Raw genomic sequence first — 9,372 nt, forward strand, 5'->3', positions numbered from 1 at the left:
TCGACAAGATTTTCTCACTTCAAAATAGACCACTTAATTAAGAAAATTGGATCAGCTTTAAGCAGCTAGGTGTTTGTAACGGCCAGTTAATAATGAGATGGGAGTCGCAATTAGAAAACAGAGCTAAACTTCTGAGGAAATTAATCGGCGCTCTTATACTAATTATCTTAAGTAACCCCAGCTCGGGATAAGAATTTAAAAACTAGGGAACTATATGCCTGTTCCAAGATCAGATCTTTCGACCAAAAAAGAAAGTGACCTAGTAAGGAACAGGCATGGATAAGTTAGTTGAATTGTTTTGTAATGTCGATGATTTTTGCAAAATTTTTTTCCGCAGTGGCACGCCTACAAAATAAAGCAAGGTCAAATAAAAAGAGAAAGAACATGCCAGATGAGTATGGCTGAAATAATGACCGTCACCATTTCAGCAGTAAGATAGAGCAGTCACTATCGGAAAGGGGGCTCAAACTGGTCACCAATGTGCGCGGTAATATGAAGGCCAAAGCTATTTCAGCTTGGGACAAAGCAATGCTATCAAAGCGCTTTATTATTGAAACCGTAAATGACCAGCTAAAAAATATTTGTCAGTTAGAGCACTCAAGACATAGAAGCCATTTTTAACGCAGCTGGCGTCTGCTTTATTCCTTACAATTGAGCAAGAAATAAGACTGATTGGTTTTAGACGTTTATTCACAAAGATAAGCCCCCAACCTAGCTAGGCGGGGGCTTTGTTACTCTATTTATCGCGCAAATGGGTCTGCCAACACTTTATCTACATACCACTTACCCTTTTTACGAACCATACTAACGCTGCGCATATCATCCACTTGTTCACCATGTAGTTGGCCTGTAAAAATGAGATTTATTTTTGCTGTATTACCATATTGTTCGCGAAGGCTTTGATTGGTCATGTCGACCTCGATTGTTACTTCATCGTACTGCATATTCACGAGGTTTCTAGCAAACTGAGAGGCTGTGCCATAAGAGCGCATGATCCTAGCGTGGCGAGGAGTTGAAATTTCCATCGCAGCATTTAAGTTTTTTTGATTATATAACGCGTCAAAATACATAGTTGCAGCATAGCCTGGGGTGTCTTTATCACCGCGAACGGCATCTTCATCAGAGCCGCATCCAGAAAAAAATAAAATTGCTAAAATTAAAACAACGACTTGCTTTAGGAGTGGCTTTGTCATGCTAAAATACACCATATGCAATATAAAATTATTCACAATAGTTTAAGTTTGTCTGCAATTGGTCGATATGTAAAGGCAGTAGTTGAAATAAATGCGTTGTACATAAAGGGTTTAAGATGTTTCGGTTGATGTGTGTGGTGTGTTTTGCTTGCTTTTTACTAGGTTGTGGCAGTCAACCTGAGATAAGTAAAGGGGTAACCAGTCAGTTGACACAAAACGGTGTGATAATTGGGCACTTTTCAAAAGATGGTGAGTGGACAGTCACACTTGACGGTAACGCTGACATTCAGATACACGATAATACCGATCAATCCATTGTTTTTAAAGTGCCAAAAGACAAAATTAAAACCCCAGTCAAAGCGCTACTTTTGTCCGATGATAAGAGTATGCTTGTCATTGCTGGTGAAAACTTGATATCAATTTGGTCTGTTCCCAAGCAAAAGCTTGTCACGAATGTACCGTTTGCTGGGGTTAGTCCACTTGCCTCAATCTCGTCATTGGCATTATCTCACGATAATAAAAGGCTACTTGTTGCGATGGACGATGGTTCGGTAAACATGGCTGATTTATTCACCAAAATAAACAATCGTTTTATGCCACACTCTAGACCTATCGAGCATTTAGCATTTCATGAAAATGCAGAGTATTTTGTCACCGGTGCGCAAGATGGTTTAGTCGCGATGTGGCAATTCGCTTCTCCAGAGCCTGTGTATCAGCACCAGTTCAATCACAGAGTTACTAGCCTGACTGTGAGTCCTGATGGTAAACACCTTTTTGTTTCCGATGGCTTAAATGCACAACATGTACTGGATTTTGAGTCAGGTAAGCTGATCAGCGAGCTAAAATATATGGCGAGATTTAAAATGTTTAGAAAAGCTAAATTTATTTCTAATTCAGGCCTACTGGCTACTTCATCGTCTAAATCTCACTTGTCAATTTGGCGCTACGATAGTGGTGAAGAGCTTGGTACTTGGTCAATACGTACCGCTAGCGAAGGTGCTACAGTTGTGGATATGTATGTTCCGAACTCAAGCACGTTGGTGACATTAAATAGCGATGGTATGCTGGAGACTTGGGCTGTTAACTTACTCGCTGAAAAGTAACAACAAAGTTTCGTGAGTGAGTTTCAGCTTTAACGTAAGCGTGTACTACTATTGCCCTCAAGTAAACGAGTGTGTTGTTAGCTCAAGTCTACAACCAATTAACCTGAGCTAAGTGTGTGCGGTGATTAGGCTTGTTGAAACTCGTAAACACTGCCCAAATTAAGCAGTTGTGTCAGTTCGTCAAGCGCAGCGTAAGACTCGTGCAACAAACTGGGATCTGCTAAGTCTTGCTCTGTTACGCGATCACGATAGTGCTTGTTGACCCAAGCACTGAGCTGAGCAAATTTGTCATCACTCATCATGATTTCAGGGTTAACTGCACGCAACTCTGTATCGTTAAGCGCCACTCGTAATCGTAAACATGCAGGTCCACCACCGTTTTGCATACTCTGACGCAAATCAAAAAAGCGTACTTGCGAGATAGGGTTATTCGCACCAAGCATATACTCTATGTAGGCAGCAACATTGGTATTTTTTGCACATTCTTCAGGTGCAACTAACATCATTTCACCTGATGGTAAGGTGATCAACTGTGAGTTAAATAAGTAACTTTTTACCGCATCCTCCACACTTACGGCGTGACTTGGCACTTCAACAATGTGCAACGGCTTTTCACCAATGTATGCTTGTCTGATTTTGGTCAAACTATTAGTTTGATCGATAAAGGCTTGATCATGACAAAATAGTACATTCTCATTACCTACAGCAATCACATCATTGTGGAACACGCCTTGGTCAATAACATTTGGGTTTTGCTGGATAAAAATTGCTTGTTTTTCATTTAATTGATGTAGCCGAGCAACAGCTTGACTCGCTTCAAGGGTTTGTCGTGCAGGGTATTTGCTGGGGCCTTTAATACTACTGTTAAAACCACTTGAGCCATAGACAAATAACTGAACACCTTGGCTTGCATGATCATCTGCTAAACGAGTATGGTTCGCGGCACCTTCGTCGCCAAAAAAGGGCTGTTCAGGTAAATGCTGATGGTGTGAAAAGTGTTGTTCATCAGCGAACATAGCGCGTAGTAAATTGGTTGTGGTGGTTGGCTCTATGGAGCGATGAAACTTACAGTTTAAATTAGCGCTGGTAAAATGAACTTTACCATCATTTGAGTCAATAGACGGTGACACAGTCGCAGCGTTTGCAGTCCACATTGCCGAAGCAGAATAGCAAGCACGTAGTAGAACTGGGTCGTGCTTATATGCTTTTTCTAACACTTGGGCATCAGTGCCTGAAAAGCCAACTCGGCGCAGTGGTGACAAACTTGGGCGCGCATGAGGGGCGAATATCCCTTGTTTTAAGCCGATGTCGTGCATCGCTTTCATTTTTTCAAGGCCTTGTAACGCCGCCTCTTTTGGATTTGAAATGCTGGTAGCGTTAGAAAGAGAGGCCACGTTACCGTAAGATAAACCGGCGTAGTTATGAGTTGGTCCTACTAAGCCATCGAAATTGACTTCATAAGTCATGAGTGCGATTCCTGTTGCAAATGGTTATAGACCTCTAGTATGAGGCGGTTTCGTCAGTTTTTAAAGTGATATGAATCAAAACAACAGCATAGCTAACAGCACTTTGTCATTTAACCCCTTGCTAGGCAGACTTTGATTGCAAATTCAGACCTCGTTGCCCACAATAGAGAGAGTTTTTGTTTTACCTCAGGGCAAACCATGGAAGTTGAACATCAGGAAATTGCCAACTTTTTAATCGCTTATCCGCCATTCTCGGATTTACCGCAGGAGGCACTACACCGCCTTGCAAGCCAAGTTGAAGTTGGCTATTACCGTGAGGGGAGTCGCATTCTGGAGTATGGTGAGCAAATCACTTACCTGTATGTGATCCGCTCTGGTGCTGTGGAATTATTCCGCCGCTCGGGTGAATTATACAATCGTATATCAGCAGGGGGGATCTTTGGTCAACGCGGTTTATTGATGAATCGTAAGGTTCGCTTTGGGGCGCAAAGTCTCGAAGACACATTAGTGTATTGCATTCCTGTGGGTGTATTTGATGAATACTGCGATGTCTATGAGGCATTTGCCGATTATTTTGAAGCTGATGACAATGCTAGGCTCAAAATAACAGTATCTGAGCAAGCAGATAGTAACGACTTAACCACTGCTAAAGTACGTAAACTATTGCTACGTGATGTGGTATACGTCGAACGTAATGCAACAGTGCAACAAGCCGCACAAGTGATGGCAACAGAGCAGGTTTCATCTTTACTAATTTATGATCCTGAAAAGCCTGTGGTAGAAGACCCCGATGAGGACGATGGTCAAGTTGTCGGGTTGATCAGCGATAGGGACTTGCGGGTAAACGTTGTTGCTAAAGGGCTTGACTATCAAACGCCGGTTTCTGAGATTATGTCTACCGATTTGGTGATTGTAGATTCTAATGCGTACGTATTTGAAGCCATGATGTTGATGCTCAAAGACAATGTTCATCATCTGCCTGTAGTTCATAAACGCAAGCCAATTGGAGTTGTGGCGCTTTCTGATATTTTGCGTTATGAGTCACAAAGTAGTTTGCTATTTGTAAGAGGCTTGATGGATCAGCAAAGCGTTGAGGATCTTGCCAGTTATGCTAAACAGCTCCCTGCAATATTCACTCGCATGGTCAATGAAGATGCTAATTCACATATGATTGGCTCTGCTATGTCTATTATTGGTAAAACATTTAAACATAAATTGCTCGAGTTAGCAGAGGCAAAATTAGGACCCCCCCCGATCCCTTACTGCTTTATTGCTCTGGGCTCAATGGCTCGGGACGAGCTGCTAATTGTAACGGATCAGGATAACGCGTTGATCTTAGATGACGATTATAAACCTACAGAGCATGGAGTGTACTTTGAGCAACTCGCAAAATTTGTGTGTGACGGCCTTGCAAACTGCGGATATAAGTACTGTGATGGTGGCATTATGGCGACCAATCCTGCTTGGCGGTTAACATTTAGTCAATGGCAATCACAGTTTGAAAGTTGGATTGATAAGCCTAGTCCAGAAGCCTTACTCAATAGCTCAATTTTCTTTGACTTGGAAGGGGTATGGGGGGAAGTAAAGTGGGCGGAGAAGTTAACCGCATTTGTTAGTAAAAAGGCAAAAAGTACACCTAAATTCTTAGCGGCAATGGCGCATAATGCGCTAAGAAGAACACCACCACTTGGCTTTTTTAATGGCTTTGTTTTGGAGCAAGATGGTGAGCACAGACGGTCGATGAATATTAAACGACGTGGCACAGCACCACTTTCGGATTTGGTTCGTGTACATGCGCTTGGTGTTGGCTCTAAAAAGCAAAACTCCTTTGAACGACTCGAAGATATTGACGAAGCAAATATACTTCCTAAAGGTAAAGTATTAGATCTACAAGCTGCACTCGAATACATCGCTATCATGCGTATTCGCCATCAAGCCTGGCAAATTGAGCAGGGTGAAAAGCCAGATAATAGTTTACCACCTGAAACACTCTCTGATTTTGAGCAGCGCAATTTGAAAGAAGCATTTGGTGTGTTAGACAAAGCGCAAAGCTTTTTAAAGTTTCGCTACCAAAATAAATCCATGATGAAATAGCGGTGTAAAGATGCAGGGTGAGATTATGTCATGGCCAAATCGCTTCGAGCATTTGGCAAAAGTGGCGAGAGATCCAAGACTTAAGTCATTTTATCAACAAGGTGTGGTTGACCCTTATCAGCAATTAGGTCAGTGCGAATTTGTTGCGCTTGATTTTGAAACCACGGGGCTCAATCCAAATATCGATGACATAGTGAGTGTTGGCGTGGTGCCATTTGATTTGCGGCGGATCCGCGTTGCGCAAGCAAAGCACTGGTTAGTTAAACCAACGAGTCCACTTGCTAAAGAGTCTGTGGTACTTCATCGTATAACCCATTCTCAAGTTGAAAGCGCGCCAGATCTGGAGGATATTCTTGAGGAGGTGTTTGCGTCGCTTCATGGTAGAGTCATCGTGGTGCATTATCAGTTTGTCGAGAAGTCATTTTTTAACTCTGCGCTTATGGCAAGAGTAAATGAAGGAATTGAGTTTCCGGTCATTGATACAATGGAAATTGAGAAGTCAGCAATAAATAATACTAGAAACTGGCTTGATAAGCTTAAACGTAAACCCATTCCTTCAGTGCGCTTAGCTGATTGCAGAAAGCGCTATGGGCTTCCATATTACCAGCCCCACCATGCTTTGTCTGATGCCTTGGCAACGGCAGAGTTACTTCAAGCTCAGGCTCAGTATTGTTTGGATCCATCAGACATGGTGAAGCGCTGGTGGAGTTAAATCCAAATAACAAAAAGGCGGAGCATACATCAAGCTCCGCCTATAATGGCATTTACGACTGTTAGCTTTTAGGCTCAGTTCTTAGCCCAAGGATCAAACTTACACACATCAGCAGTAGTACAAAGGTAAACGGTAAACCAGTAGAAATGGCACCCGCTTGCAGTGCTTCAATCGCCTCTTTACCGCCGATCCACAGTAGCGCAGCCGCAATCGCACCCTCAATACTCGCCCAGAATATACGTTGTGGTACTGGCGCATCGATTTTACCGCCAGCGGTAATACTATCGATAACTAAAGAGCCTGAGTCTGACGAGGTAATAAAGAAAACCAGTACCAGTAAAATCGCAGTGAACGAGAGTAAATCACTCATAGGTAAGTTTTCAAACATCTGGAACATAGCTAAAGGCACTTCAGTTAAGCCATTTGTGCCAAGCGCACCAATGCCATTTTTTACCTGATCGATAGCAAGGCCACCATAGATTGACATCCAGATCACGGTTACCAATGTCGGGATTAATAATACTGCGGTGATAAACTCGCGTATGGTTCGTCCCTCTGACACACGAGCGATGAACATACCAACAAACGGTGACCAAGATATCCACCATGCCCAATAGAATACTGTCCAGCCTTGGAACCATGCCTCATCGTCACGCCCATGAGGGTTACTTAGCGGAATGATATTTTCAATATAAGCCATTAAAGTTGTCGGAATATTACCCAAGGCAATTGCAAAACCTGCGATACCAACGAATAGTAATAATGCAAAGGCTATTAGCATATTAATGTTACTGAGTAATTTTACTCCGCCATCAATACCGCGGACAACGGAAATAATTGCCAAGACAGTTACGCCCGCGATCACGGCAATTTCAAGGCTAAGTCCTGCCTCTATACCAAATACATGCTGGATCCCAGCACCAGCTTGTTGTGCACCCAAACCAAGTGACGTCGCAAGACCAAACAAGGTAGCAAGTACGGCAAGAATATCAATGATATGCCCAGGCCAACCCCAGGCTCTATCTCCTAAGATAGGATAAAAGATCGAGCGGATCGACAGCGGTAGTCCCTTGTTGTAGGCAAAAAATGCTAGGGAGAGTGCAACCACTGCGTAAATTGCCCAAGGATGTAAGCCCCAATGATACATGGTCGCGCCCATGGCAAGTTCAGCAGCTTCAGGGGTATTAGCTGCAACATTCAATGGCGTTTCATACCAGCCAGTATAATATGCTACAGGTTCAGCGACGCCCCAAAACATTAGGCCTATCCCCATACCAGCGGCAAATAACATAGCAAGCCAAGATGCTCGGCTATAACTAGGCTTGGCATTTTCACCGCCTAAGCGTATCTTTCCGTAGGGGGAAAACACAAGTACTAGACAGAATAAGACAAAGAAGTTCCCCGACCACATAAATAGCACATCAAAATTACCTATGATGTCCCACTTGATGCCATCAAGCGTGGTTTTCGCTGTATTTGCATCGACCAATAGTACAGCAATTAAAAAAGCTAATATTAACCCTGCACTTACGCCAAACACGGGGTTATGTACATCAAACCCCCACTTTTGCACGTTGTCTTGCCCAACGGTGTAGTCCGTATTATCGATGCTGTATTTATCGTGGTTATTGCCCATGATACCCTCTTGTTGTTCTCATCGTGATAAGACATCAAGCTGACATAGTAGTTATACCACTTTGTCTTACTACTTGCTCAATTTGAAGAAGTAAATCTGACGCTAACCGCGTTAGAAATTTTGTACCTACATGGATGTAGGTATCTTGGCGATAGCAGGGCGCTGTAGCGGTGTTATCGACAAGACTTTCTCGTCTCAAAATAGCAAGTTTATTAAGATAATTGGTATAAGTTAAAAATTACACACTATAAAATAACAATTCGACATAAACTAAATAGGCAATGAAACAAAGAAAACTGTGACCTTTAACACCAGTYAATAGCTATTTTCAATGGCTTTGTTAACCACGAAACCTACTATCACTCGCTGTTACGTCATACCCTTTAAGTTACAAAAAATTTTGCCCAGTCTAGATTATTTGGCGTTCTCACTCGATCAATACATTTCAATTGCATCAAAAGAATGGCTCCACGCACCTGTGATGGGTTTATGTTAGTTACAGTGACAGTATATTGCCTCAATACTTGTAATTAAGATAAACCAACCGAACTGCTATGCTAATGAGATTAAAACATCAATCTACTTACCAACTCGCCTTATACAAGAGCATGTAATTAAGCAAATTGGAATTACGTCAACTTGATAATCAGTCGATGCTAATACCAATTAGACTTAATATTTGCTCAATTTTGAGGAGTAAATCTGACGCTAACTGCGTTAAAAATTTCTTATTTAGAATAACTAAATAGCAAAACTTTTGCCTAGTTATCGACAAAATTTTCTCGCCTTAAAATAGACCACTTAATTAAGATAATTGGTATGAAAAGCAACAACTCTTTACGTCTTGGTCGTACCGGAAAGCAAATGCGCAATACCAGTAAAACCTACGCTTACTAGTTTAGGGGGTGAGATTGAAAAGTAAATGGTTACTGAATTTTTTATTTAAAAATCATCGTATTCATCAACTAGACATACAGAGTGAGGTAATGCCAATTTGACTTAATACTTGCTCAATTTGAAGGAGTAAATCTGACGCTAACAGCGTTAAAAGTTTCTTATTTAGAACAACTAAATAGCAAAATTTTTGCCTTGCCTACAGGACGTAGGTACCTCGGCGTGAGCAGGACGCGGAAGCGGTGTTATCGACAAGATTTTCTCACCTCAAAAT

Annotated in this window: 6 protein-coding genes and 1 pseudogene; 4 read left to right on the top strand and 3 right to left on the bottom strand. The window is 42.0% G+C overall.

Annotation, left to right across the window (positions count from 1 at the left end):
* Positions 1-423 precede the first annotated feature (423 nt).
* A pseudogene (locus tag EAG18_RS14035) lies at positions 424-612 on the top strand (transposase); the annotation flags it as partial.
* Between the two features lie 128 nt (positions 613-740).
* Here the strand turns inward: EAG18_RS14035 and EAG18_RS14040 are convergent.
* The gene (locus EAG18_RS14040; RefSeq protein ID WP_125253005.1) at positions 741-1,193 is read right to left on the bottom strand and encodes a hypothetical protein; all 453 of its coding nucleotides are present in this window, start codon (positions 1,191-1,193) and stop codon (positions 741-743) included.
* 116 nt (positions 1,194-1,309) lie between these two features.
* On the opposite strand from EAG18_RS14040, the gene EAG18_RS14045 reads away from it, so the two are divergent.
* On the top strand, positions 1,310-2,296 hold the full coding sequence (locus EAG18_RS14045) for a hypothetical protein (RefSeq protein WP_125253006.1): 987 nt from the start codon (positions 1,310-1,312) through the stop codon (positions 2,294-2,296).
* 125 nt (positions 2,297-2,421) lie between these two features.
* Here EAG18_RS14045 and astB read toward each other — a convergent pair whose 3' ends face one another.
* Entirely contained in the window at positions 2,422-3,762 is a 1,341-nt protein-coding gene (gene astB / locus EAG18_RS14050; RefSeq protein WP_125253007.1) for an N-succinylarginine dihydrolase, read from the bottom strand.
* A 198-nt stretch (positions 3,763-3,960) separates the two neighbouring features.
* Between astB and EAG18_RS14055 the strand changes: the two genes are divergently transcribed.
* The gene (locus EAG18_RS14055) at positions 3,961-5,856 is read left to right on the top strand and encodes a DUF294 nucleotidyltransferase-like domain-containing protein (protein WP_125253013.1); all 1,896 of its coding nucleotides are present in this window, start codon (positions 3,961-3,963) and stop codon (positions 5,854-5,856) included.
* A gap of 10 nt (positions 5,857-5,866) precedes the next feature.
* Positions 5,867-6,568, top strand: coding sequence for a 3'-5' exonuclease (locus EAG18_RS14060; RefSeq protein WP_125253008.1), 702 nt, complete (start codon positions 5,867-5,869; stop codon positions 6,566-6,568).
* Positions 6,569-6,629: 61 nt separating this feature from the next.
* Here the strand turns inward: EAG18_RS14060 and EAG18_RS14065 are convergent, their stop codons facing one another.
* On the bottom strand, positions 6,630-8,204 hold the full coding sequence (locus EAG18_RS14065; protein WP_125253009.1) for a BCCT family transporter: 1,575 nt from the start codon (positions 8,202-8,204) through the stop codon (positions 6,630-6,632).
* Positions 8,205-9,372 lie beyond the last annotated feature (1,168 nt).

The organism is Pseudoalteromonas sp. J010, from assembly GCF_003934235.1.
In the GTDB taxonomy this organism is placed as follows: Bacteria; Pseudomonadota; Gammaproteobacteria; order Enterobacterales; family Alteromonadaceae; genus Pseudoalteromonas; species Pseudoalteromonas peptidolytica.

Excerpts from the sequence above, each read along its gene's own strand:
- EAG18_RS14055 (WP_125253013.1), top strand. The coding sequence starts at position 3,961 with ATGGAAGTTGAACATCAGGAAATTGCCAACTTTTTAATCGCTTATCCG.
- EAG18_RS14045 (WP_125253006.1), top strand. The coding sequence starts at position 1,310 with ATGTTTCGGTTGATGTGTGTGGTGTGTTTTGCTTGCTTTTTACTAGGT.
- astB (WP_125253007.1), bottom strand. The coding sequence starts at position 3,762 with ATGACTTATGAAGTCAATTTCGATGGCTTAGTAGGACCAACTCATAAC.
- EAG18_RS14040 (WP_125253005.1), bottom strand. The coding sequence starts at position 1,193 with ATGACAAAGCCACTCCTAAAGCAAGTCGTTGTTTTAATTTTAGCAATT.
- EAG18_RS14060 (WP_125253008.1), top strand. The coding sequence starts at position 5,867 with ATGCAGGGTGAGATTATGTCATGGCCAAATCGCTTCGAGCATTTGGCA.
- EAG18_RS14065 (WP_125253009.1), bottom strand. The coding sequence starts at position 8,204 with ATGGGCAATAACCACGATAAATACAGCATCGATAATACGGACTACACC.